The sequence below is a fragment of the Pseudomonas sp. B5(2017) genome (genome assembly GCF_002112825.1).
In the GTDB taxonomy this organism is placed as follows: Bacteria; Pseudomonadota; Gammaproteobacteria; order Pseudomonadales; family Pseudomonadaceae; genus Aquipseudomonas; species Aquipseudomonas putida_Z.
Genome location: NZ_NEIR01000016.1, coordinates 103,804 through 126,251, shown reverse-complemented (window position 1 = coordinate 126,251; position 22,448 = coordinate 103,804). Strand labels below are relative to the sequence as shown.

At 64.7% G+C, this 22,448-nt stretch carries 20 protein-coding genes; 16 read left to right on the top strand and 4 right to left on the bottom strand.

What is annotated here, in order from left to right:
• Positions 1 to 158: 158 nt before the first annotated feature.
• The 7 genes from CAG00_RS22985 to CAG00_RS22950 all read left to right on the top strand — a co-directional run bounded on the left by CAG00_RS22985 (position 159) and on the right by CAG00_RS22950 (position 8,124).
• Positions 159 to 1,214 carry an ATP-NAD kinase family protein gene (locus tag CAG00_RS22985; RefSeq protein ID WP_085665408.1) on the top strand — a complete coding sequence of 352 codons (1,056 nt, stop codon included), beginning with the start codon at positions 159 to 161 and terminating at the stop codon, positions 1,212 to 1,214.
• A gap of 22 nt (positions 1,215 to 1,236) precedes the next feature.
• Positions 1,237 to 2,214, top strand: coding sequence for a thiamine pyrophosphate-dependent dehydrogenase E1 component subunit alpha (locus tag CAG00_RS22980; protein ID WP_085665423.1), 978 nt, complete (start codon positions 1,237 to 1,239; stop codon positions 2,212 to 2,214).
• 33 nt (positions 2,215 to 2,247) lie between these two features.
• Entirely contained in the window at positions 2,248 to 3,270 is a 1,023-nt protein-coding gene (locus CAG00_RS22975; RefSeq protein ID WP_013970705.1) for an alpha-ketoacid dehydrogenase subunit beta, read from the top strand.
• Complete coding sequence (locus tag CAG00_RS22970; RefSeq protein WP_085665407.1) at positions 3,267 to 4,373, top strand: acetoin dehydrogenase dihydrolipoyllysine-residue acetyltransferase subunit; 1,107 nt, start codon at positions 3,267 to 3,269, stop codon at positions 4,371 to 4,373. Before CAG00_RS22975 ends, CAG00_RS22970 begins: the two co-directional genes overlap by 4 nt.
• A 52-nt stretch (positions 4,374 to 4,425) precedes the next feature.
• Positions 4,426 to 5,490: a 2,3-butanediol dehydrogenase gene (locus tag CAG00_RS22965; RefSeq protein WP_256579110.1), complete on the top strand. Its 1,065-nt coding sequence runs from the start codon at positions 4,426 to 4,428 to the stop codon at positions 5,488 to 5,490.
• Between the two features lie 228 nt (positions 5,491 to 5,718).
• Positions 5,719 to 7,452 (top strand): C13 family peptidase, encoded by a 1,734-nt coding sequence (locus CAG00_RS22955; RefSeq protein WP_085665405.1) that lies wholly within the window; start codon positions 5,719 to 5,721, stop codon positions 7,450 to 7,452.
• 27 nt (positions 7,453 to 7,479) lie between these two features.
• Positions 7,480 to 8,124, top strand: coding sequence for an oxidoreductase (locus CAG00_RS22950; protein ID WP_085665404.1), 645 nt, complete (start codon positions 7,480 to 7,482; stop codon positions 8,122 to 8,124).
• 110 nt (positions 8,125 to 8,234) lie between these two features.
• Here the strand turns inward: CAG00_RS22950 and CAG00_RS22945 are convergent, their stop codons facing one another.
• The 4 genes from CAG00_RS22945 to CAG00_RS22930 all read right to left on the bottom strand — a co-directional run bounded on the left by CAG00_RS22945 (position 8,235) and on the right by CAG00_RS22930 (position 12,549).
• Entirely contained in the window at positions 8,235 to 8,522 is a 288-nt protein-coding gene (locus tag CAG00_RS22945; RefSeq protein WP_025337554.1) for a YceK/YidQ family lipoprotein, read from the bottom strand.
• Positions 8,519 to 9,148, bottom strand: a complete 630-nt coding sequence (gene ubiX / locus CAG00_RS22940; protein ID WP_013970698.1) for a flavin prenyltransferase UbiX — start codon at positions 9,146 to 9,148, stop codon at positions 8,519 to 8,521. Before ubiX ends, CAG00_RS22945 begins: the two co-directional genes overlap by 4 nt.
• On the bottom strand, positions 9,145 to 10,494 hold the full coding sequence (gene mpl / locus CAG00_RS22935) for a UDP-N-acetylmuramate:L-alanyl-gamma-D-glutamyl-meso-diaminopimelate ligase (RefSeq protein WP_075044477.1): 1,350 nt from the start codon (positions 10,492 to 10,494) through the stop codon (positions 9,145 to 9,147). The genes ubiX and mpl overlap by 4 nt, the downstream gene beginning before the upstream one ends.
• A gap of 66 nt (positions 10,495 to 10,560) precedes the next feature.
• Positions 10,561 to 12,549 carry a sigma-54-dependent Fis family transcriptional regulator gene (locus CAG00_RS22930; RefSeq protein ID WP_085665403.1) on the bottom strand — a complete coding sequence of 663 codons (1,989 nt, stop codon included), beginning with the start codon at positions 12,547 to 12,549 and terminating at the stop codon, positions 10,561 to 10,563.
• Between the two features lie 255 nt (positions 12,550 to 12,804).
• Here CAG00_RS22930 and CAG00_RS22925 point away from each other — a divergent pair, with 255 nt between their 5' ends.
• The 9 genes from CAG00_RS22925 (at position 12,805) to CAG00_RS22885 (ending at position 22,258) form a co-directional block, all read left to right on the top strand.
• Complete coding sequence (locus CAG00_RS22925) at positions 12,805 to 14,325, top strand: aldehyde dehydrogenase family protein (protein WP_025337551.1); 1,521 nt, start codon at positions 12,805 to 12,807, stop codon at positions 14,323 to 14,325.
• Between the two features lie 226 nt (positions 14,326 to 14,551).
• The gene (eat, locus tag CAG00_RS22920; RefSeq protein ID WP_013970695.1) at positions 14,552 to 16,000 is read left to right on the top strand and encodes an ethanolamine permease; all 1,449 of its coding nucleotides are present in this window, start codon (positions 14,552 to 14,554) and stop codon (positions 15,998 to 16,000) included.
• 46 nt (positions 16,001 to 16,046) lie between these two features.
• A complete protein-coding gene (locus CAG00_RS22915) occupies positions 16,047 to 17,441 on the top strand; it encodes an ethanolamine ammonia-lyase subunit EutB (RefSeq protein ID WP_085665402.1) in 1,395 nt (464 codons plus the stop codon).
• A gap of 8 nt (positions 17,442 to 17,449) precedes the next feature.
• Complete coding sequence (gene eutC / locus CAG00_RS22910; protein ID WP_025337548.1) at positions 17,450 to 18,268, top strand: ethanolamine ammonia-lyase subunit EutC; 819 nt, start codon at positions 17,450 to 17,452, stop codon at positions 18,266 to 18,268.
• 108 nt (positions 18,269 to 18,376) lie between these two features.
• Positions 18,377 to 18,835, top strand: coding sequence for a GNAT family N-acetyltransferase (locus tag CAG00_RS22905; protein WP_003257044.1), 459 nt, complete (start codon positions 18,377 to 18,379; stop codon positions 18,833 to 18,835).
• A gap of 250 nt (positions 18,836 to 19,085) precedes the next feature.
• The gene (locus tag CAG00_RS22900) at positions 19,086 to 19,733 is read left to right on the top strand and encodes a DedA family protein (protein ID WP_025337547.1); all 648 of its coding nucleotides are present in this window, start codon (positions 19,086 to 19,088) and stop codon (positions 19,731 to 19,733) included.
• Between the two features lie 9 nt (positions 19,734 to 19,742).
• The gene (locus tag CAG00_RS22895; protein ID WP_025337546.1) at positions 19,743 to 20,558 is read left to right on the top strand and encodes a zinc-dependent peptidase; all 816 of its coding nucleotides are present in this window, start codon (positions 19,743 to 19,745) and stop codon (positions 20,556 to 20,558) included.
• A gap of 93 nt (positions 20,559 to 20,651) precedes the next feature.
• Positions 20,652 to 21,179: an inorganic diphosphatase gene (ppa, locus tag CAG00_RS22890; protein WP_003255365.1), complete on the top strand. Its 528-nt coding sequence runs from the start codon at positions 20,652 to 20,654 to the stop codon at positions 21,177 to 21,179.
• Positions 21,180 to 21,556: 377 nt separating this feature from the next.
• On the top strand, positions 21,557 to 22,258 hold the full coding sequence (locus tag CAG00_RS22885) for an XRE family transcriptional regulator (RefSeq protein ID WP_085665401.1): 702 nt from the start codon (positions 21,557 to 21,559) through the stop codon (positions 22,256 to 22,258).
• The last annotated feature ends 190 nt before the right edge of the window (positions 22,259 to 22,448 follow it).

Here is a 22,448-nt window from a genome sequence, read left to right as displayed (position 1 = left end):
ACGTCGGCCCCGCACTGGCACCGGGCGTCTCGCCAGCAGAACCATCAGCACCTGCCGGAGCGCAATAAAACCGCTCTATTGCAGGCACTTCAGCCAATTCCAAAGAAGCTGGCACCGTGCTTGCTCCTGCCCTGGAAAACAAGAATACGAGGTGCGCCATGCCGCTACCCGCCCCAACCGTCGGGATCATTGCCAACCCTGCCTCTGGCCGCGACCTGCGCCGCCTGACCGCCAACGCCGGGCTCTATTCGAGTACCGACAAGGCTTCGGCGATCCAGCGCCTGCTGGCCGCCTTCGGTGCCACCGGCATCGGCCAGGTGCTGCTGCCCAGTGACATGACCGGCATTGCCGCCGCCGTGCTCAAGGCCAGCCTGGGCCCGGTCGCCCGTGACCAGCACTGGCCGGCCATCGAAATACTCGACCTGCCGCTGACCCAGACCGTTGCCGATACCCGCCTAGCCACCCGCCGCATGGTCGAACGCGGTGTGGCGATGATCGCCGTGCTCGGCGGCGACGGCACCCACAAGGCAGTTGCTGCCGAGGCCGGTGACGTACCGCTGCTGACCTTGTCCACCGGCACCAACAATGCCTTCCCCGAACTGCGCGAGGCCACCAGCGCCGGCCTGGCCGGTGGCCTGCTTGCCAGCGGCCGGGTACCGGCCAGCATCGGCCTGCGCCGCAACAAGCGCCTGCTGGTTAAGGTGCCCGAACAACAGCTTGCCGAATGGGCCCTGGTGGAGGTGGCGGTGTCGCCCCAGCGCTTCATCGGCGCTCGGGCACTGAGCCGCAGCGAGGACCTTTGCGAAGTCTTCGCCTGTTTCGCCGAACCCCATGCCATTGGCCTCTCGGCCCTGTGCGGCCTGTGGTGCCCGGTCTCGCGCCAGGACCCGCACGGCGCCTGGGTACGCCTGAACCCCGGCGCCGAGCAGGCGCTGCTCGCACCACTGGCACCCGGCCTGCTGCAAGGCTGCGGCATCACCGCCAGCGGCCCACTGACGCCCGGCGTAGCCCATCGCCTGAGCCTGGCCAGCGGCACCCTGGCATTGGACGGCGAGCGCGAAATCGAATTTTCCGAGCACGACACCCCAACCATCACCCTCGATCACCAAGGCCCGTTGAGCGTGGATGTCGAGGCCGTGCTGGCGCATGCCGCCCGCCATCACCTGCTGGCCGTACCGCGCGGCCACCGGTTGCACCCTGCAAACCCGTGTTGAGACAACCCTGGAGAACAACAAGATGTCCAATCAACTCAGTACCGAACAATTGCTGCATGCCTATGAAGTGATGCGCACCATCCGCGCCTTCGAAGAACGCCTGCACGTGGAGTTCGCCACCGGCGAGATCCCCGGCTTCGTCCACCTGTATGCCGGCGAAGAGGCTTCCGCGGCCGGGGTGATGGCCCACCTGCGCCACAGCGACTGCATCGCCTCGACCCACCGTGGCCATGGCCACTGCATCGCCAAGGGCGTGGATGTGTACGGCATGATGGCCGAAATCTACGGCAAGAAGACCGGCGTGTGCGGTGGCAAGGGCGGTTCGATGCATATCGCCGACCTGGAAAAAGGCATGCTCGGCGCCAACGGCATCGTCGGTGCCGGTGCACCGCTGGTGGCCGGGGCCGGGCTGGCGGCCAAGATCAAGGGCAGCGACGATGTGTCGGTGGCCTTCTTCGGCGATGGCGCTTCCAACGAAGGCGCCGTGTTCGAAGCCATGAACATGGCCTCGATCATGAACCTGCCGTGCATCTTCGTGGCCGAGAACAACGGCTACGCCGAAGCCACCGCCTCGACCTGGTCGGTTGCCTGCGACCATATCGCCGATCGCGCGGCCGGGTTCGGCATGCCCGGTGTCACCATCGACGGTTTCGATTTCTTTGCCGTGTACGAGGCCGCCGGTGCTGCCATCGAACGTGCACGCTCCGGGCAAGGCCCGTCGCTGATCGAGGTCAAGCTCAGCCGCTACTACGGCCATTTCGAAGGCGATGCACAAACCTACCGCGCCCCGGACGAAGTGAAGAACCTGCGCGAATCCCGCGACTGCCTCATGCAGTTCCGCAACAAGACCACCCGCGCCGGCCTGCTCACGGCTGCGCAACTGGACGCCATCGACGCCCGCGTCGAGGACCTGATCGAAGACGCCGTGCGCCGCGCCAAGTCCGATCCCAAGCCACAGCCCGCCGACCTGCTCACCGACGTCTACGTCGCCTACCCCTGAGCTGCGGATTACAAGAACAACAGGAGAATCACCATGGCAAGAAAGATCAGCTACCAGCAGGCCATCAACGAAGCCCTGGCCCAGGAAATGCGCCGCGACAACACGGTGTTCATCATTGGCGAAGACGTTGCCGGCGGCGCCGGTGCCCCCGGCGAGGATGACGCCTGGGGTGGCGTGCTGGGCGTGACCAAGGGCCTTTACCATCAGTTCCCGGGGCGCGTGCTCGACGCGCCGCTGTCGGAAATCGGCTACGTCGGCGCCGCCGTTGGTGCTGCCACCCAGGGCCTGCGCCCGGTGTGCGAGCTGATGTTCGTCGACTTCGCCGGCTGCTGCCTGGACCAGATCCTCAACCAGGCCGCCAAGTTCCGCTACATGTTCGGCGGCAAGGCGGTCACCCCGCTGGTGATGCGCACCATGTACGGCGCCGGCCTGCGCGCGGCGGCCCAGCACTCGCAGATGCTCACCTCGCTGTGGACGCACATTCCCGGCCTGAAGGTGGTCTGCCCGTCCTCGCCGTACGATGCCAAGGGCCTGTTGATTCAGGCGATCCGCGACAACGACCCGGTGATCTTCTGCGAGCACAAGCTGCTGTACAGCATGCAAGGCGAGGTACCGGAAGAGGTCTACACCGTACCGTTCGGCGAAGCCAACTTCCTGCGCGATGGTGACGACGTGACCCTGGTCACCTATGGCCGCATGGTGCATGTGGCGCTGGAAGCAGCCAACAACCTGGCCCGCCAGGGTATCGACTGCGAGGTGCTGGACCTGCGCACCACCAGCCCGCTGGACGAGGACAGCATCCTGGAAAGCGTGGAAAAGACCGGCCGCCTGGTGGTGATCGACGAAGCCAACCCGCGTTGCTCCATGGCCACCGACATCAGCGCGCTGGTGGCACAGAAGGCCTTCGGCGCGCTCAAGGGCCCGATCGAAATGGTCACCGCCCCGCATACTCCCGTGCCGTTCTCCGATGCCCTGGAAGACCTGTACATCCCTGACGCGGCGAAGATCGAGGCTGCGGTACGCAAAGTGATCGAAGCCGCAAGGAGTGCCGCATGAGCCAGATCCATACCCTGACCATGCCCAAGTGGGGCCTGTCGATGACCGAGGGCCGGGTGGACACCTGGCTGAAGCAGGAAGGTGACGAAATCAACAAGGGCGACGAGGTGCTGGACGTCGAGACCGACAAGATCAGCAGCAGCGTCGAAGCCCCGTTCAGCGGCGTATTGCGCCGCCAGGTGGCCAGGCCTGATGAAACCCTGCCGGTCGGTGCCCTGCTGGCGGTGGTGGTGGAAGGCGAAGCCGAAGAGGCTGAGATCGATGCCGTGGTGCAGCGCTTCCAGGCCGAGTTCGTCGCCGAGGGTGGCGCCGACCAGGCCCAGGGGCCGGCCCCGCAGAAGGCGCAAGTGGGGGGCCGCCTGCTGCGCTGGTTCGAGCTGGGCGAAGGCGGCACGCCACTGGTGTTGGTGCACGGTTTTGGCGGCGACCTCAACAACTGGCTGTTCAACCACCCGGCGCTGGCTGCCGAGCGACGGGTGATCGCCCTCGACCTGCCGGGCCATGGCGAGTCGGCCAAGGCCCTGCAACGGGGCGACCTGGATGAGTTGAGCGAAACCGTGCTGGCCCTGCTCGACCACCTGGACATCGCCAAGGCCCACCTGGCCGGCCACTCCATGGGCGGCGCGGTCAGCCTGAACGTGGCGCGCCTGGCGCCGCAGCGGGTGGCCAGCCTGAGCCTGGTGGCCAGTGCCGGGCTGGGCGAGGCGATCAACGGGCAGTACCTGCAAGGCTTCGTCGCTGCCGCCAACCGCAATGCCCTCAAGCCGCAGATGGTGCAGCTGTTTGCCGACCCGGCACTGGTCACCCGGCAGATGCTGGAGGACATGCTCAAGTTCAAGCGCCTGGAAGGGGTGGACGACGCGTTGCGCCTGTTGGCATCGGCCATCGCCGACGGCGACCGGCAGCGCCACGACCTGCGCGGGGTGCTGGGGCAGCACCCGGCCCTGGTGGTGTGGGGCGGCAAGGACGCGATCATCCCGGCTAGCCATGCCGAAGGGTTGGAGGCTGAAGTGCTGGTACTGCCCGAGGCTGGGCACATGGTGCAGATGGAGGCGGCCGAACAGGTCAACCAGCAACTGCTCGCGTTCCTGCGCAAGCACTAAGCCCTTTCCGTGAGCCTGGAGAACAACAATGAATGACCTGAGCCACACCCACATGCGTGCCGCCGTCTGGCATGGCCGCAATGATATTCGCGTCGAACAGGTGCCCCTGCCGGCCGACCCTGCGCCCGGCTGGGTACAGATCAAGGTGGACTGGTGCGGAATCTGCGGCTCCGACCTGCACGAATACGTCGCCGGCCCGGTATTCATCCCGGTGGAGGCACCGCACCCGCTGACCGGCATCCAGGGCCAGTGCATCCTCGGCCACGAGTTCTGCGGCCAGATCGCCAAGCTGGGTGAAGGCGTGGAAGGTTTTGCCGTCGGTGACCCGGTGGCTGCGGACGCCTGCCAGCATTGCGGCACCTGCTACTACTGCACCCACGGCCTGTACAACATCTGCGAGCGCCTTGCCTTCACCGGCCTGATGAACAACGGCGCCTTTGCCGAACTGGTCAACGTGCCCGCCAACCTGCTGTACCGGCTGCCGCAGGGTTTCCCGGCAGAGGCCGGGGCGCTGATCGAACCGCTGGCGGTGGGCATGCATGCGGTAAAGAAGGCCGGTAGCCTGCTTGGCCAGACGGTGGTGGTAGTTGGGGCCGGCACTATCGGTTTGTGCACCATCATGTGTGCCAAGGCGGCAGGCGCGGCGCAGGTGATCGCCCTGGAAATGTCCTCGGCACGCAAGGCCAAGGCCAAAGAGGTTGGCGCCAGCGTGGTGCTGGACCCCAGCCAGTGCGACGCCCTGGCGGAAATCCGCAAGCTGACTGCCGGGCTGGGGGCGGATGTGAGTTTTGAATGCATCGGCAACAAGCACACGGCCAAGCTGGCCATCGACACCATCCGCAAGGCGGGCAAGTGCGTGTTGGTGGGGATATTCGAGGAGCCTAGCGAGTTCAACTTCTTCGAACTGGTGTCCCCCGAAAAGCAGGTGCTGGGAGCGTTGGCGTATAACGGCGAGTTTGCCGATGTGATTGCCTTCATCGCTGACGGCAGGCTGGACATTCGCCCGCTGGTGACCGGGCGGATCGGGTTGGAGCAGATTGTCGAGCTGGGCTTCGAGGAGTTGGTCAACAACAAGGAGGAGAACGTGAAGATCATCGTTTCGCCGGGCGTGCGCTGATTGCACCTCAAAGGCAACACGGAACCTGTGGGAGCGGGCGTGCCCGCGAAGCAGGCGACGCGGTGGATGGCACCGGCTTCGCCGGTGTTCGCGGGCACGCCCGCTCCCACAGGTTCCGTGCCAGCTTTGGATGCAGTGCAGGCTCGAGAGCTGCGCCAGCACATGCCTTCGCTGTTTCAGGATCCCATTCTGCGTCATACTCGGCAGACCTATTGCCCGGTTCTCGCCATGCGTTCACTGCTCCCCGTCACCCTGGTCCTGCTGCTCGCCGCCTGCGGCGATGGCGAATCGCTGCTCCCGCCGGACGCGCGCCTGCCTGACGGTGGGCGGTACCGGGGGCAGGTGGTCGATGGCCTGCTGCAAGGCGAAGGACGGATCGACTACCCCAACGGCAGCTGGTACGCCGGTACCTTCAAGGACGGCCAATGGCACGGCCAGGGCGAATGGCACGGCCGCAACGGCGAGGTGTACCGCGGCCAGTTCGCCGCGGGGCTGTTCCAGGGGCTGGGTGAGCTGAATACCCCGGGCAGCCACTATGCCGGCACCTTCAGCCACGGCCGCCGCGACGGCGAAGGCACCCTCAAGCAAGCCGACCAGACCTACCGCGGCCAGTTCAAGGACGACCTGTACGAAGGCGCCGGCGAGCTGGAACTGGCCGACGGCAGCCGCTACCAGGGCCTGTTCGCCAAGGGCAAGCCCAACGGTGCCGGGGTACGCAGCGATGCCAGCGGCAACCAGTTCAGCGGCCACTTCATCAACGGCCAGCTGGAAGGCAGCGGCACCTACGACAGCGTCGACGGCGAGCAGTACATCGGTGAGTTCAAGGACAACCGCCTGGAAGGCCGTGGCCGCTTCGAAAATGCCGACGGTGATGTGTGGATCGGCGAATTCAAGGACGGCTCGCTGGTCGGCGAAGGCGAACTGCTGGGCAGCGATGGCAGCCACTACAAGGGCACCTTCGCCGACTGGCGTCTGTCGGGCCAGGGCAGCCTGCAACTGGCCGACGGCAGCAAGTACATCGGTGGCTTCCTCAACGATGCCTACCACGGCCAAGGCCGGCTGATCATGACCAACGGCAAGGTCGAAAGCGGCACCTGGAGCAACGGCGTGCGCGTACGGGACCAGAACGGCAAACTGTTGCCCGACCCGCTGGACCTGGCGCTGCTCAACCAGGGCCGTTTGCTGGACGAAGCGCTGGCCCGGGTGCCGCGGTCGGCGCCAGCAGTCCAGCTGTACAGCCTGGTGGTTGGCGGCGATGGCCAGCAGAGCGTGTTCATGCGCGAAGCCGACTACGTCAGCAACATGCTCAAGGTGCGCTTTGGCGCCCGTGGCCAGGTGACCTTGGTCAACCACCGCGATCACATGACCACCCGCCCCATGGCCACGCGTGAAAACCTTACCCGCGCCGCCCGAACCCTGGCCGAGCGCAGCGGCCCCGAAGACCTGGTGTTCATCTACCTCACCAGCCATGGCAGCCACGACCACCAGCTGGTGTTCGACCAACCGCGCCTGCAGCTGGCCGACCTGTCCGCCGACGAACTCGCCAGCGCCCTGGCACCGCTGAAGGACCGCGACAAGGTCATTGTCATATCCGCGTGCTATTCAGGGGGCTATATCGCCCCGCTCAAGGATGAGCGCACGCTGATCATGACCGCCGCCCGGGCCGACCGCGTGTCCTTCGGTTGCTCGGAAGAAGCCGATTTCACCTACTTCGGCGATGCCCTGTTCGCCGAAGCGCTGAACCAGACCGACGACCTGAAACAGGCGTTTGAACTGGCGCGCGCCAGCGTTGCCGAAAGAGAACAAAGGGAAGGTTTCGAGGCCTCCGAACCGCAGCTGTGGGCGCCGCCGAATGTGCTTGAGCACTGGCAGCACCTGCGCCGGCAACAGGCCGAAGAAGCATTGCGTAACGCCACACAGGCCAACGTGGGGGAACAGGCGCAAACGCCACGCAACCACTAAGCTTGTGTGTAACAAGGGAGAGACATCATGTATTTGACGCCTCAGCATGTCCTGCTTGCCGGTGCCACGGGTCTGACAGGTGAACACCTGCTCGACCGCCTGCTCAACGAGCCCACCATCACCCGCGTACTGGCGCCAACCCGCCGGCCACTGGCCGAGCACCCGCACTTGGAAAACCCGGTAGGCGACCCGGCGGTGTTCCTTCCACAGCTGGCCGGGCGGGTCGATATCGCCTACTGCTGCCTGGGCACCACGCTGAAGCAGGCCGGTTCCGAATCGGCCTTCCGCGCGGTGGACCTGGACATGGTGGTGGCGTTCAGCAAGCGCGCCCGGGAGTTGGGCGCACGGCATCTGCTGGTGGTCAGTGCCTTGGGCGCCGACCCGAAATCGTCGGTTTTCTACAACCGGGTCAAAGGCGAGATGGAAGAGGCACTCAAGGCCCAGGATTGGCCGCAGCTGACCATCGTGCGGCCATCGTTGCTGCTGGGCGAGCGGGTCGAGCCGCGGCTCAGCGAACAGTTGGCTTCGCCGTTTGCCAAGCTGATACCCGGAAAGTATCGGGGGATCGAGGCTTGTACCTTGGCCCGGGCGCTGTGGCGGCTGGCGCTGGAGGAAGAGGACGGTGTGCGGATTGTGGAGTCGGATGAGTTGCGCAGGTTGGGCAAGAATTAGGCTTTACCTGCCAGGGCCTCTTCGCGGGTAAACCCGCTCCCACAAGGATTTGCATCGATTTCAGACCTGGTGCAGTACCTGTGGGAGCGGGTTTACCCGCGAAAGGGCCCTTACAGGCCGCCGGTGGCCTGGAAGCCTACACCGGCCGCTGTCAGCAAAGACAACGGCAGCAACAGGGTATCGAGCAACATGCTCCCCGGCAGGTCCAGCCCCGGATACGCCGGCGCATCAGCCCCGTAATGATCCCGCGGGCAGCACCCGCCATTGATCACATACAAGTCCAACCGGGTACCGGCATACACCACCGGTGCCCCGGGCTTGTTGGCATCCAGCGTGCGCACCGTGGCGCAGCCACCAAGCAGCACCAGCGCCAGCAAACCCGCCAGCGCTCGCTTCAATCATCCACCCCGAAGTGGTGCTCACCCCAGCGCGGCAACATGTCCTGGGGAATGTTCAGCAGGTTGAGAATGCGCGCCACCACGAAGTCGACCAGGTCGTCGATGGTCTGCGGCTGGTGATAAAAGCCCGGCGCCGCCGGCAGGATCACCGCGCCCATCTGCGACAGCTTGAGCATGTTCTCCAGGTGAATGGTGGAGAACGGCGCTTCGCGCGGCACCAGGATCAGCTGGCGACGCTCCTTGAGGGTAACGTCGGCAGCACGTTCGATCAGGTTGTTGCAGGCACCGGTGGCAATCGCCGACAAGGTGCCGGTGGAACAAGGCACCACTACCATTGCCGCCGGGGCGCCGGAACCCGAGGCCACCGGCGACATCCAGTCCTCCTTGCCATACACGCGGATCTGCCCGTCGGCAGCGCCGGTATATTCGGTGAGGAAGGCCTGCATCGCCTGCGGCTTGGCCGGCAGCACCACGTCCGTCTCGGTAGCCATCACCAGTTGCGCGGCCTTGGAGATCAGGAAGTGCACCTCGCGGTCCTCACGCACCAGGCAGTCGAGCAGGCGCAGGCCATACTGGGCGCCAGAGGCGCCCGTCATGGCCAGGGTGATGCGTTCCGGCCCGCTCACTTCAGTGCCTCGGCCAGCTTGCCGTGCAGGCCGCCGAAGCCGCCGTTGCTCATGATCACCACATGGGTACCTGGGCGAGCCTGGCCCTTGACCCGCTCGATGATCGCTTCGAGGCTGTCGGCCACCACGCTGGGCACTTTGCATTGCGCGGCGGTGGCAGCCAGGTCCCAGCCAAGGTTGGCCGGGGCGTACCAGATCACCTGATCGGCGTCGTTGACGCTTTCCGGCAGGCCGTCACGGTGGGCACCGAGCTTCATCGAGTTGGAACGCGGCTCGATCACGGCGATCACCGGGGCCTCGCCGACGCGCTTGCGCAGGCCGTCGAGGGTGGTGGCGATGGCGGTCGGGTGGTGGGCGAAGTCATCGTAGATGGTCACGCCCTGCACTTCGGCAACCTTCTCCATGCGCCGCTTGACGCTCTTGAAGGCGCTCAGGCCTTCGATGCCCATGGCTGGCACCACGCCTACATGGCGCGCCGCTGCCAGGGTGGCCAGGGCGTTGGCGACGTTGTGCTGGCCAGTCAGCGCCCAGTCCACCACGCCCTGCGCTTCGCCGTCGAACAGCACTTCGAAGCGCGAGCCGTCGGGGCTGAGCAGACGGGCTTGCCACTGGCCACCTTCGCCGGTGGTCTGCACCGGGGTCCAGCAACCCATGCCGATCACCCGCTCCAGCGCCAGCTCGGTGGTGGGGTGGATGACCAGGCCTTCGCTAGGGATAGTGCGCACCAGGTGGTGGAACTGCCGCTCGATCGAGGCCAGGTCGGGGAAGATGTCCGCATGGTCGAACTCAAGGTTGTTGAGGATCGCCGTGCGCGGGTGGTAGTGGACGAACTTCGAGCGCTTGTCGAAGAAGGCGCTGTCGTATTCGTCGGCTTCGACCACGAAGAACGGCGTATCGCCCAGGCGCGCCGACACCGAAAAGTTCTGCGGCACACCGCCGATCAGGAAGCCCGGGCTCATGCCGGCATGTTCCAGCACCCAGGCCAGCATGCTGCTGGTCGTGGTCTTGCCGTGGGTACCGGCAACGGCCAGCACCCAGCGGCCCTGCAACACGTGGTCGGCCAGCCACTGCGGGCCGGAAACATAGGGCAGGCCCTTGTTCAGCACGTATTCCACCGCCGGGTTGCCACGCGACATGGCATTGCCGATGACCACCAGGTCTGGCGCCGGATCCAGCTGGGCCGGGTCATAGCCTTGGGTCAGCTCGATGCCCTGGGCTTCGAGCTGGGTGCTCATCGGGGGATACACGTTGGCGTCCGAGCCGGTGACGCGGTGGCCAAGTTCCTTGGCCAGCACCGCCAGCGAGCCCATGAAAGTGCCGCAAATACCGAGAATGTGAATATGCATGGTCGACCTCGCAAAACATCGAGGCAGGGTAGCCCAGGGCGCGACAAATCGCACCAGATGTTTCGCTCAGTCGGCCCTGGTGATGCCGTGTTTGCGCAGTTTTCGATACAAGGTATTGCGGCTGATGCCCAAGTGCTCGGCGACACGGGTGAGGTGCCAGTGTTTTGCCTCTAGCGTCTCCAACAATGCTTGCCGCTCCGCATCCTGTAGAAGCGGCCTTGTGTCGCGATCGGGCTGCGAAGCAACCCCTGCAAATTGGTCGGCGCGGCTGGGACCCTGGGGCCGCTCTGCGGCCCTTTCGCGACACAAGGCCGCTCCTGCAGGGACGGTGCCGTTGCGGAGAATGGCGGGAAGATCCGGGAACATGATGCGGGAGTCTTCGCAAAGTGCCACCAGGGTACGCAGCACGTTGCGCATCTGCCGCACGTTGCCCGGCCAGGCGAAGTCGAGCAGTGCCTGCCGTGCCCTGGGCTCGATATCGATCGGTTCTCCCTGCGCCTCCTGACGCAGCAGAAAGTCCAGCAACTGCGCCTTGTCACTGCGCTCGCGCACCGCAGGCAATGCCACTTCCAGGCCATTAAGCCGGTAATACAGGTCCTCGCGGAAACTGCCCTGCTCCACCCGTTCCAGCAGGTCTCGGTGGGTAGCGCTGATAATGCGCACGTCGACCGCCTGCGGCTCGCCACCGATCGGCACCACCTGGCGCTCCTCCAGCACGCGCAGCAGGCGGGTTTGCAGGGCCAGTGGCATGTCGCCAATCTCGTCCAGCAGCAAGGTGCCGCCATCGGCCTGCAGCAGCTTGCCGCGCATGCCTTCCTTGCGCGCACCGGTAAAGCTGCCGCCGCGGTAGCCGAACAGTTCGCTCTCGATCAGGCTCTCCGGGATCGAGGCGCAGTTGATGGCGACGAACGGCTTGCCGCGCCGCTCGCTGGCCTGGTGCACGGCCTGGGCAAAGGCCTCCTTGCCACAGCCGGTCTCGCCGCGCAGCAACAGCGGCACATCGCGCTCGAACACCCGCACGCTGCGGCGGAAGTCGTTCTGCAAGGCCGGGTCGAGCAGGCAGATAAGCGGTTCCACTTCCCGTGCGGGTCGCGGCTGGGCGGCCGGCACCGACCACACCGGTGCGCGCGCCTGGCCACGCAGGCTGGCGAACACCTGGCGCCCGTCCAGGGTATGCAGCGGCCAGGCCGTGCTGCCACCGGGCGTGGCGCGACTGAACAGTTCGTCGTGGCTGCAAGCGAAAAAGCGTTCCAGCGGTTTGCCCAGCACGCCACCACGCACCGTGCCCAGCAGGTTCAGCGCGCTCTGGTTGGCGGCGCAGATGCGCCCGTCACCGCCGAACGCCAGCAGGCCTTCGCTGAACAGGCCGACCGACTCGGCCTGCAAGTGAAAACGCAGCAGCCATTGCTGTTCGAAATGGCGCAGGAAGTAGCAGCTTTCGATCATCTTCGCCGACAGGTTGACCAGGGCCATGGTATGGAACTGGCTCTGCCGGGAAACGTCGGGCCGCGCCGAAGACACATCCAGCACTGCCAGCAGCTCGCCATGCGGGTCGAACACCGGGCTGGCCGAGCAGGTCAGGCCGGTGTGGCGGCCACGGAAGTGCTCGTTCTGGTGAATGGTCAGCGCCTGGCGCTCGACCAGGCAGGTGCCGATGCCGTTGGTGCCCTCGCGCGCCTCGCTCCAGTCAGCGCCCAGCCACAGCCCGGCGCGCTCGAAGCTGCGCCGCTCGGTCGGCGCGCTGACGCAATTGAGGATCACCCCACGGGCATCGGTCAGCAGCACTGCATGGCCGGCCCCGGAAAGCTGCTGGTGCAGGCTGTTCATTTCATGGTCGGCAATCTGCAGCACCTGGCGCAGGCGCTCGCGGCTTTCCAGCAGGCGCCCATGCTCGAGCACCACCGGAGCCTCGATCACCGACGGGTCGAGGTGGTAGTCCTCCAGGCAGCGCAGCCAGGAGCGGGCGATGGACGGGTCACTGCCGCCCTCCCCGGCCCCACCATGGGCGACGGTATGGACTTGCTGGGCATGGCGACTGAAATGATTGCTCTGCATTGTTGTAGTTCTCCGCAGATAGAGAGTCCCGCCAGCATCCTCCACCCGGGAAGGCTTTGCAATGCACCCTCCGGTTACGTGTCGCAAATGGCACAAAGTGTCACCCCCGCGCGTACCGGCGCTGGCACAGCGACCGTGGGCCAGGCCCAAAGAACCGAGCCAAGTCATTGATTTGCCTGGTGCTCGAAACGCTGGCCCAACCTTTGCTCTACGCTTTCCAACTCCCTAACAAACACAATAGCCAGGAGACACACCATGCGTTACGCACATCCCGGTACCGAAGGCGCGAAGGTTTCCTTCAAGAGCCGCTACGGCAACTACATCGGTGGTGAGTTCGTTCCTCCGGTAAAGGGGCAGTACTTCGAAAATACCTCCCCGGTGAATGGCAAGCTGATCGCTGAATTCCCTCGCTCCACTGCCGAAGACATCGATAAAGCCCTGGATGCCGCCCACGCTGCGGCCGACGCCTGGGGCCGCACCTCAGTGCAGGACCGCTCCAACGTTCTGCTGAAGATCGCCGACCGTATCGAGCAGAACCTCGAACTGCTGGCAATCACCGAAACCTGGGACAACGGCAAGCCGATCCGCGAAACCCTCAATGCCGACATTCCGCTGGCGGTCGACCACTTCCGCTACTTCGCTGGCTGCATCCGCGCCCAGGAAGGCGGCGCCGCGGAAATCAACGAAGGCACCGTGGCGTACCACATCCACGAGCCGCTGGGCGTGGTCGGGCAGATCATCCCGTGGAACTTCCCGATCCTGATGGCCGCCTGGAAGCTTGCCCCGGCACTGGCCGCCGGCAACTGCGTGGTGCTCAAGCCGGCCGAACAGACCCCGCTGGGCATCACCGTGCTGCTGGAAGTGATCGGTGACCTGCTGCCAAAAGGCGTGCTCAACGTGGTGCAAGGCTTTGGCCGCGAAGCCGGTGAAGCACTGGCCACCAGCAAGCGCATCGCCAAGATCGCCTTCACCGGCTCGACCCCGGTCGGCTCGCACATCATGAAGTGCGCCGCCGAGAACATCATCCCGTCCACCGTCGAACTGGGCGGCAAGTCGCCGAACGTGTATTTCGAAGACATCATGCAAGCCGAGCCAAGCTTCATCGAGAAGGCGGCCGAAGGCATGGTGCTGGCGTTCTTCAACCAGGGCGAGGTATGCACCTGCCCGTCACGGGCACTGGTACAGGAGTCGATCTATCCGCAGTTCATGGAAGTGGTGATGAAGAAGGTGCTGCAGATCAAGCGCGGCGACCCGCTGGACACCGACACCATGGTCGGCGCCCAGGCCTCGCAACAGCAGTTCGAGAAGATCCTGTCGTACCTCGACATCGCCCAGAAGGAAGGCGCCGAGTTGCTGACCGGCGGCAAGGTCGAGAAACTGGAAGGCTCGCTGGCCACCGGTTACTACATCCAGCCGACCCTGCTCAAGGGCAACAACAAGATGCGCGTGTTCCAGGAAGAAATCTTCGGCCCGGTGGTCAGCGTCACCACCTTCAAGGACGAAGCCGAAGCCCTGGCGATCGCCAACGACACCGAGTTCGGCCTGGGTGCCGGCGTGTGGACCCGCGACATCAACCGTGCCTACCGCATGGGCCGTGGGATCAAGGCTGGCCGCGTGTGGACCAACTGCTACCACCTGTACCCGGCGCATGCCGCGTTCGGTGGCTACAAGAAGTCGGGGGTCGGGCGTGAGACCCACAAGATGATGCTCGACCACTATCAGCAGACCAAGAACCTGCTGGTGAGCTACGACATCAATCCGTTGGGCTTCTTCTAAACCGCGTCGCGGCCTTCGCGGGCTCGCCCGCTCCCACAGGTATTGCACTGGTCTTGAAACTTGTGCAGTCCCTGTGGGAGCGGGCAAGCCCGCGAAGAGGCCAGGCCTGCATATACAAAACCCAGAGCGGTAACCGTGCACCAACCGCTCTGGCTCGCTTCCTGCAGTACCCATCACCATCGGCCCGGAACCCGTCCGGCCACCAAGAAAAACAACAGGTGAATCTATGCCAAGCGATCATTCCGCCGGCTCGCCGGCAGGCTCTTCCGTCGACTTCGAAAAAGTCGGCTCGGACTACTTCCAGCAACGTGAACTGAAAAAAGGTGCCGCCGGCTGGGTCCTGCTGGTCGGCCTGGGCGTGGCCTACGTCATCTCCGGCGACTATGCCGGCTGGAACTTCGGCCTGGCCCAGGGCGGCTGGGGCGGCATGTTCCTCGCCACCCTGCTGATGGCCACCATGTACCTGTGCATGTGCTTCTCGCTGGCCGAACTGTCGTCGATGATCCCCACCGCAGGCGGCGGCTACGGCTTTGCCCGCAGTGCCTTCGGCCCCTGGGGCGGCTTCCTCACCGGGACGGCGATCCTCATCGAGTACGCCATCGCCCCCGCCGCCATCGCGGTGTTCATCGGCGCCTACTGCCAGTCACTGTTCGGCATCGGCGGCTGGATGATCTACCTGGCGTTCTACATCGTGTTCATCGGCATCCACATCTTTGGCGTGGGTGAGGCGTTGAAGCTGATGTTCATCATCACCGCCATCGCCGCCATCGCCCTGGCCGTGTTCCTGGTGAGCATGGTGCCCCATTTTGATGCAGCCAACCTGTTCGACATCGCCAAAACGGACGCCGTGGGCGCCAGCAGCTTCCTGCCGTTCGGCTATGTCGGCGTGTGGGCGGCCATCCCCTATGCCATCTGGTTCTTCCTCGCCGTAGAGGGCGTGCCGCTGGCTGCCGAAGAAACCAAGAACCCCAAGCGTGACCTGCCACGCGGCCTGATCGGCGCCATGCTGGTGTTGCTGGCCTTCGCCCTGCTGATCCTGGTGGTCGGCCCGGGCGGCGCAGGCTCCGAAGCACTGAAAGCGTCCGGCAACCCGCTGGTAGAAGCCTTGTCCAAAGCCTACGGCGGTAGCACCTGGATGGGCGGCTTCGTCAACCTGGTCGGCCTGGCCGGACTGATCGCCAGCTTCTTCTCGATCATCTACGCCTACTCCCGGCAGATCTTCGCCCTGTCCCGCGCCGGCTACCTGCCGCGCAAACTGTCGGAAACCAACAAGAGCAAGGCCCCGGTACTGGCCTTGATCATCCCCGGGATCATCGGCTTTGCCCTGTCGCTGACCGGCCAGGGTGACCTGCTGATCCTGGTGGCGGTGTTCGGCGCTACCCTGTCGTACGTGCTGATGATGGCCGCGCACATCACCCTGCGCATCCGCCGGCCGAAGATGGAGCGCCCATACCGCACCCCCGGTGGCATCTTCACCTCGGGCCTGGCACTGGTACTGGCCTGCATCGCCGTGGTCGCCGGTTTCCTGGTCGACCCACGGGTGGTGATTGGCGCCGCAGTGATCTATGCGGTATTAATTGCCTACTTTGCTTTCTACAGCCGCCACCACCTGGTCGCGGGTACACCGGAAGAGGAATTCGCCGCGATCCAGAAGGCCGAAGAGGCCTTGCACTGATCGCCGCCACCCGCCGCGGGGCAACCCGCGGCTCTGGAGAGTCTGTATGGCAAGTTTCGTACACACGGTCGGCCACCTGGTCTACCGCTTCGACAGCCTCAAGGAAGTGATGGCCAAGGCCAGCCCCGCCCGCTCGGGGGACTACCTGGCGGGCGTCGCGGCCAGCAACGACGGCGAACGGGTCGCCGCGCAGATGGCCTTGGCCAATATCCCGCTGACGCATTTCCTCAACGAAGCGCTGATCCCTTACGAAGATGATGAAGTCACGCGCCTGATCATCGACACCCACGATGCCCAGGCCTTCGCCCCGGTCAGCCACCTGACCGTGGGTGGCCTGCGCGACTGGCTGCTGAGCGAAGAGGCCAACGAGGACAGCCTGCGCAACCTGGCACCCGGGCTGACGCCGGAAATGGCCGCCGCGGTGTCGAAGATCATGCGCGTGCAGGACCTGGTGCTGGTGGCACAGAAGATCCGCGTGGTCACCCGGTTCCGTGGCACCATGGGCCTGCGCGGGCGCCTGTCGACGCGGCTGCAGCCCAACCACCCCACCGACGAGCCAGCCGGCATCGCCGCCAGCATTCTCGACGGCCTGCTGTACGGTAACGGCGACGCCATGATCGGCATCAACCCGGCCACCGACAGCATCGCCTCGATCTGCGCCCTGCTGGAAATGCTCGACGCCATCATCCAGCGCTACGACATCCCCACCCAGGCCTGCGTGCTGACCCACGTCACCACCTCGATCGAGGCGATCAACCGTGGCGTGCCACTGGACCTGGTGTTCCAGTCCATCGCCGGTACCGAGGCGGCCAACGCCGGGTTCGGCATCAACCTGAACGTGCTGCAGGAAGGCTACGAAGCGGGCCTTTCGCTGAAACGCGGCACCCTCGGGCAGAACCTGATGTACTTCGAAACCGGCCAGGGCAGCGCGCTGTCGACCAACGCCCACCACGGCGTCGACCAGCAGACCTGTGAAACCCGCGCCTATGCCGTGGCCCGCCACTTCAAGCCATTCCTGGTCAACACCGTGGTCGGCTTCATCGGCCCGGAGTACCTGTACAACGGCAAGCAGATCATCCGCGCCGGCCTCGAAGACCACTTCTGCGGCAAGCTGCTGGGAGTGCCGATGGGTTGCGACATCTGCTACACCAACCACGCCGAAGCCGACCAGGACGACATGGACACCCTGCTGACCCTGCTGGGTGTGGCCGGGATCAACTTCATCATGGGCATCCCCGGCTCCGACGACATCATGCTCAACTACCAGACCACCTCGTTCCACGACGCGCTGTACGCGCGCCAGACCCTGGGCCTGAAGCCCGGGCCGGAGTTCGAGGCATGGCTGGCCCGCACCGGCATCTTCACCCAGGCCGATGGCCGGGTGCGCTTTGGTGACAACCTGCCGCCGGCCTTCCGCCAGGCCTTGGCACAGCTTGCATAGGGATGACCATGGACCACCGCACGCCTACCCCCGACAACCCTTGGCTGGCCCTGCGCAACCTGACCCCGGCGCGCATAGCCCTGGGCCGCACCGGCACCAGCCTGCCGACCGGTGCGCAGCTGGACTTCCAGTTTGCCCACGCCCAGGCCCGCGATGCCGTGCACCTGGCCTTCGACCATGCCGGCCTGGCTACCCAGCTGAGTGACCGCGGGCGCGAAAGCCTGGTGCTGCACAGCGCCGCCAGCGACCGCAACCAGTACCTGCAACGCCCGGACCTGGGGCGACGGCTGAACGAAGATTCGGTTGCCGCGCTGCGCCAGCACGCCCAGGCCAACCCCGGCGGGGTCGACCTGGCCATCGTCGTCGCTGACGGCCTGTCGGCACTGGCCGTGCACCGCCACACCCTGCCGTTCCTGGCGCGCTTCGAGGAACAGGCCGCCGCCGACGGCTGGACCAGCGCCCCGGTGGTGCTGGTGCAGCAGGGCCGCGTGGCAGTGGCCGACGAGGTTGGTGAGCTGCTGGGCGCACGGATGACGGTGATGCTGATCGGCGAACGCCCGGGGCTCAGCTCGCCCGACAGCCTTGGCCTGTACTTCACCTATGCACCGAAGGTCGGCCTGACCGATGCCTACCGCAACTGCATTTCCAACATCCGCCTGGAGGGCCTGAGTTATGGCATGGCGGCGCACCGCTTGCTGTACTTGATGCGCGAAGCCTGCCGGCGCCAGCTTTCCGGGGTGAATCTGAAGGACGAAGCCGAGGTCCATAGCCTGGAGAGTGAACACAGCACCGGCCAGAAAGGTAACTTCCTGCTCGGCAAAGGGTAAAAAACATGTCACGGAAGGCGGATTGCACTTGCACCGCGCATTGGGCAGCATGCCCTTGAAGGCTGATGGCAATCCGCTGTTTCCCCTAATGGACTCTGAGGGCCGCACATGCGCATCATCAAGGCAACCCTGGAACACCTCGACCTGCTCACGCCGATGTTCGTCAAATACCGTGAGTTCTATGGGCAGCTACCCTACCCTGACAGCTCGCGCAGTTTCCTGGAAAAGCGCCTGAAGCGGGATGAGTCGGTGATCTACCTGGCGCTACCCGATGATGACGACGGCAAACTGCTGGGATTCTGCCAGCTGTACCCAAGCTACTCATCGCTGTCGTTGAAGCGGGTATGGATTCTCAACGATATCTATGTGGCCGAGGACTCGCGGCGCATGCTGGTGGCCGACCACCTGATGCGCGAGGCGAAGAAAATGGCCAAGGAAACCAACGCCGTGCGCATGCGGGTGTCGACCAGTGCGGACAATGAGGTAGCGCACAAGACTTACGAATCCATCGGGTTTCGTGAGGATAACGAGTTCAAGAGCTATATCCTGCCGATCAGCCAGGATTGACTGTGCTGGCCTCTTCGCGGGTAAACCCGCTCCCACAGGCATAGCGGCGCATCTGAAGTCGGTGCTGTACCTGTGGGAGCGGGTTTACCCGCGAAGAGGCCGGTACAGGAATACCCCCCTGCCGTAACCCCCCGCTACAAACTCCCCGGGCATGTTCCTGACTTAGCCGTATAATGGCCCACCTGTCATGTGTGAAAATTTACCCATCCCCAGGTAACCGAGCCTACGCCCAAGAACACAGGTGCTGTACATGGATTTCAACCCGCTGGACCTTATCCTGCATCTCGATGCCTACCTCGATCTGCTGGTCACCAACTACGGTCCCTGGATCTACGCCATCCTCTTCACCGTGATCTTCTGTGAAACCGGGCTGGTGGTCATGCCCTTCCTGCCCGGTGATTCGCTGCTGTTCATTGCCGGCGCCGTGGCCGCCGGTGGCGGCATGGACCCGTTGCTGCTGGCCGGCCTGCTGATGGCCGCCGCAATCCTCGGCGACAGCACCAACTACGTGATCGGCCGCACGGCCGGCGAGCGGTTGTTCAACAACCCCAACTCGAAGATCTTCCGTCGCGACTACCTGCAACGTACCCACGACTTCTATGAACGCCACGGCGGCAAGACCGTGACCATGGCGCGCTTCCTGCCCATCCTGCGCACCTTTGCACCGTTCGTCGCCGGTATCGCCCACATGCACTACCCGCGCTTCCTCGGTTTCAGCGTCGCCGGTTCGCTGCTGTGGGTCGGCGGCCTGGTGACCTTGGGCTACTTCTTCGGCAACGTGCCATTCATCAAGCAGCACCTGTCGCTGATGGTAGTGGGCATCATCATCCTGTCGCTGGTGCCGATGATCCTCGGCCTGCTGCGTGGCCGCCTGGGCCGCACGGCCAAGGCCCACTGAAACCTGCAGATGTGGTCGTTCAGCGCCTGGCGGCGCAAGCGCACCCTGGCGCGCTACCCCATCACCCCCCAGCAATGGCAGGCCGTGCGCGAGCGCCTGCCGATGCTGGACGGCATCACGGACGAAGAAGATCGCTGGTTGCGTGAAGCCTGCATCCTGTTCCTGCTCGACAAGCACCTCACCTGCCTGCCCGGCGTCGAGCCGGATGACGAGCAGCGCCTGTTGCTGGCGGCCCAGGCGCAGTTGCCGCTGCTGCACCTGGGCGAGCTGAACTGGTACCAGGGTTTCCACGAAATCATCCTCTACCCCGACGACTTCAAGAGCCCCCAGCGCCACCGCGATGCCAGTGGCGTGGAGCACGTGTGGGACGGCGAGCACAGCGGCGAGGCCTGGCAGCAGGGCCCGATCATCCTCGCCTGGAACGGCGTGCTGGCAAGCGGTGGCTGGGAGGCCTACAACCTGGTCATCCATGAACTGGCGCACAAGCTCGACATGCTCAATGGCGATGCCAACGGCCTGCCGCCGCTGCACAGCGGCATGCCTGTGGATGAATGGGCAACCGCCATGCAACAGGCCTATGACGACCTCAACCGCCAGCTGGACGCCAACCCCGACGCCGAAACCGCCATCGACCCGTATGCCGCGGAGAACCCCGCGGAGTTCTTTGCCGTCACCAGCGAGTACTTCTTTAGTGCCCCCGACCTGCTGCAACAGGCTTATCCACAGGTCTACCGCCAGTTGTCGCTGTTCTACCGCCAGGACCCACTGGCGCGCCTGTGCCGGCTGCAGGCCGAACACCCGGAATACCGCGAAAGCCACGCCTGACGGGGCCGCACATCAGGCCAGGCGTGGCATGCCCATGCAGAATGTGCCTATAATCGCCGCCACTTTTTTGGTCAAACACGGGGGCACTGCCCAATGAGCTACAGCAAGATTCCGGCGGGCAAAGACCTGCCGAACGACATCTACGTCGCCATCGAGATCCCGGCCAACCACGCGCCGATCAAATACGAGATCGACAAGGACAGCGATACCCTGTTCGTCGACCGTTTCATGGCTACCCCGATGTTCTACCCAGCCAACTACGGCTTCATCCCGAACACCCTGGCCGATGACGGTGATCCGCTGGACGTGCTGGTCGTTACCCCTTACCCGGTAGCCCCAGGTTCGGTTATCCGCGCCCGTCCGGTCGGCGTGCTGAACATGACCGACGACGGCGGCGGCGACGCCAAGGTCATCGCTGTTCCTCACGACAAGCTGTCGCAGCTGTACGTCGATGTGAAGGAGTACACCGACCTGCCAGCCCTGCTGATCCAGCAGATCGAGCACTTCTTTGCCAACTACAAAGATCTCGAGAAGGGCAAGTGGGTCAAGATCGAAGGCTGGGAAGGCGCTGACGCCGCCCGCGCCGCGATCACCAAATCGGTTGCTGCCTACAAGGGCTGATGCCGGTTGCATGAAAAACCCCGCCTCGGCGGGGTTTTTTATGGCCATTCGTCAGCGACCTTCGTTCGCAGCCTTCTTGTTGAATGACCTGCCTTCGCGGTCGGTTGTAGGAGCGGCCTTGTGTCGCGATCGGGCGCGAAGCGGCCGTAAAATCAGCAAATGCGGTCTCTCAGGTAAATCGTGCGGGATGGTTTTGGGGACGCTTCGCGTCCCGTCGCGACACAAGGCCGCTCCTACAGCTACCGCGCCAACGTCTGATGCGGTAATAAATCCTACGCAGTCCTACTCCAACGCCCTACAAACAGGCGCTTTTCACACAAGCCCCATCAACATCCGGTTCATATCCTTGCTGGCACCCCGCCGCTACACTCGCCGCCATGAACACATCCGGCGACCGACTCAAAGCCCTCCTCCACGAATGTGGCCTGACCTCTTCCGATTTCGCCGCCCAGCGCAGCGTCACCCCCCAGCACGTCAACAACTGGCTCAAGCGCGGCGTGCCTTTGGCACGGCTGGACGAAATGGCCGACCTGTTCTGCGTGCATCGTCGTTGGTTGCGCACGGGCGAAGGCCCCAAACACCACAACCCGATCCTGCGCAGCTGCCCGCCAGGGCCGGCGCCTGCCAACCCGCGCACGCCGCTGTCAGCGCAAGGCGGCCGGGCACTGAAGGTGCCCTTTTACGAACTGCACAACGGCCTGCTGTCACCCGTGGCGGGCAAGCACATGTGCCTGCCCGCAAAAGCCCTGAAAGGGTTGGGAGTGCATGCCGACAACGCCATCTGCCTGGCGATGCCCGCCAGCAACATGACCCCGCTGATTCCGCTGCAGGCCACCCTGGCCATCGACCTGGGCATGACCCAGGTGTTCGAGGGCGAAACCTATGCCCTGCTGCACAACGGCGTGCTCAGGGTGAACAACCTCAGCCTCGGCCAGAACGGCACGCTGTACCTGCACAGCCATGATCGGCGCAACTATGCGGTCGAACGCTACACCACCGCCCAGCGCCAGACACAAAGGCTGGAGATTCTGGGCTGGGTGTTCCACTGGTCGCATTTCCGCCAGCAACGGCCCGACTGAAACAACCTGTGCCATTTTTTGCTGGGCATCCTGCGCGCGCCCTTGTATGCTACGCCGCACATTCAGCCCCGACCGGCGCGAGCCGCGGTCCAGAGGGCTCGGCGATATCCCACACGGGCATCTGCCATCTCTTTCAGGCCCTTGATGGCCACACAGTTAAGGCGATTGCGGCTTACCATAAATTAGTCGG

Coding starts and splice junctions, on each gene's coding strand:
- CAG00_RS22985 (WP_085665408.1), top strand. CDS start 159: ATGCCGCTACCCGCCCCAACCGTCGGGATCATTGCCAACCCTGCCTCT.
- CAG00_RS22980 (WP_085665423.1), top strand. CDS start 1,237: ATGTCCAATCAACTCAGTACCGAACAATTGCTGCATGCCTATGAAGTG.
- CAG00_RS22975 (WP_013970705.1), top strand. CDS start 2,248: ATGGCAAGAAAGATCAGCTACCAGCAGGCCATCAACGAAGCCCTGGCC.
- CAG00_RS22970 (WP_085665407.1), top strand. CDS start 3,267: ATGAGCCAGATCCATACCCTGACCATGCCCAAGTGGGGCCTGTCGATG.
- CAG00_RS22965 (WP_256579110.1), top strand. CDS start 4,426: ATGCGTGCCGCCGTCTGGCATGGCCGCAATGATATTCGCGTCGAACAG.
- CAG00_RS22955 (WP_085665405.1), top strand. CDS start 5,719: ATGCGTTCACTGCTCCCCGTCACCCTGGTCCTGCTGCTCGCCGCCTGC.
- CAG00_RS22950 (WP_085665404.1), top strand. CDS start 7,480: ATGTATTTGACGCCTCAGCATGTCCTGCTTGCCGGTGCCACGGGTCTG.
- mpl (WP_075044477.1), bottom strand. CDS start 10,494: ATGCATATTCACATTCTCGGTATTTGCGGCACTTTCATGGGCTCGCTG.
- CAG00_RS22930 (WP_085665403.1), bottom strand. CDS start 12,549: ATGCAGAGCAATCATTTCAGTCGCCATGCCCAGCAAGTCCATACCGTC.
- CAG00_RS22925 (WP_025337551.1), top strand. CDS start 12,805: ATGCGTTACGCACATCCCGGTACCGAAGGCGCGAAGGTTTCCTTCAAG.
- eat (WP_013970695.1), top strand. CDS start 14,552: ATGCCAAGCGATCATTCCGCCGGCTCGCCGGCAGGCTCTTCCGTCGAC.
- CAG00_RS22915 (WP_085665402.1), top strand. CDS start 16,047: ATGGCAAGTTTCGTACACACGGTCGGCCACCTGGTCTACCGCTTCGAC.
- eutC (WP_025337548.1), top strand. CDS start 17,450: ATGGACCACCGCACGCCTACCCCCGACAACCCTTGGCTGGCCCTGCGC.
- CAG00_RS22905 (WP_003257044.1), top strand. CDS start 18,377: ATGCGCATCATCAAGGCAACCCTGGAACACCTCGACCTGCTCACGCCG.
- CAG00_RS22900 (WP_025337547.1), top strand. CDS start 19,086: ATGGATTTCAACCCGCTGGACCTTATCCTGCATCTCGATGCCTACCTC.
- CAG00_RS22895 (WP_025337546.1), top strand. CDS start 19,743: ATGTGGTCGTTCAGCGCCTGGCGGCGCAAGCGCACCCTGGCGCGCTAC.
- ppa (WP_003255365.1), top strand. CDS start 20,652: ATGAGCTACAGCAAGATTCCGGCGGGCAAAGACCTGCCGAACGACATC.
- CAG00_RS22885 (WP_085665401.1), top strand. CDS start 21,557: ATGAACACATCCGGCGACCGACTCAAAGCCCTCCTCCACGAATGTGGC.